Source organism: Streptomyces sp. AB3(2024) (genome assembly GCF_041862025.1).
Taxonomy (GTDB): Bacteria; Actinomycetota; Actinomycetes; order Streptomycetales; family Streptomycetaceae; genus Streptomyces.
The window spans coordinates 1-363 of record NZ_JBGWAB010000367.1 but is presented as its reverse complement, the minus strand read 5'-3'; the positions used below and the strand labels follow the sequence as shown (position 1 = coordinate 363).

Sequence of the window (363 nt, the reverse complement as noted above, 5' to 3'; positions counted from 1 at the left end):
GAGAACGGCAGCAGCGCACCCGAAGCGGCCTGCCCGGACGGGTCGCCGTGGCCGATGGCGTGGAGTCCCGCGTCGAGCAGTGCCGGGTGCAGCCCGAACCGGGCCGCGTCCCGACGCCCGTCCTCCGGCAGCAGTACCTCCGTGAACAGGTCGTCTCCGCGCCTCCAGGCGGCCTTCAGTCCCTGGAACAGCGGCCCGTAGGAGACACCGCCCTCCGCCAGCTCCGCGTAGAGCCCACTGACGTCGACCGGCACCGCGTCCACCGGCGGCCACACCGCCAGCTCACCGAACTCCGCCGCAGCCTCAGAACGCGCACCACTGGCCAGCACACCCGACCCGTGACGCGTCCACAACTCCTCCCCC

The 363-nt window shown here is 73.0% G+C and carries 1 protein-coding gene; it reads right to left on the bottom strand.

Annotation, left to right across the window (positions count from 1 at the left end):
- A partial coding sequence (locus ACEPPI_RS40800; RefSeq protein ID WP_373920284.1) for a polyketide synthase dehydratase domain-containing protein occupies positions 1 to 329 on the bottom strand: 329 nt, incomplete at its 3' end.
- Positions 330 to 363 lie beyond the last annotated feature (34 nt).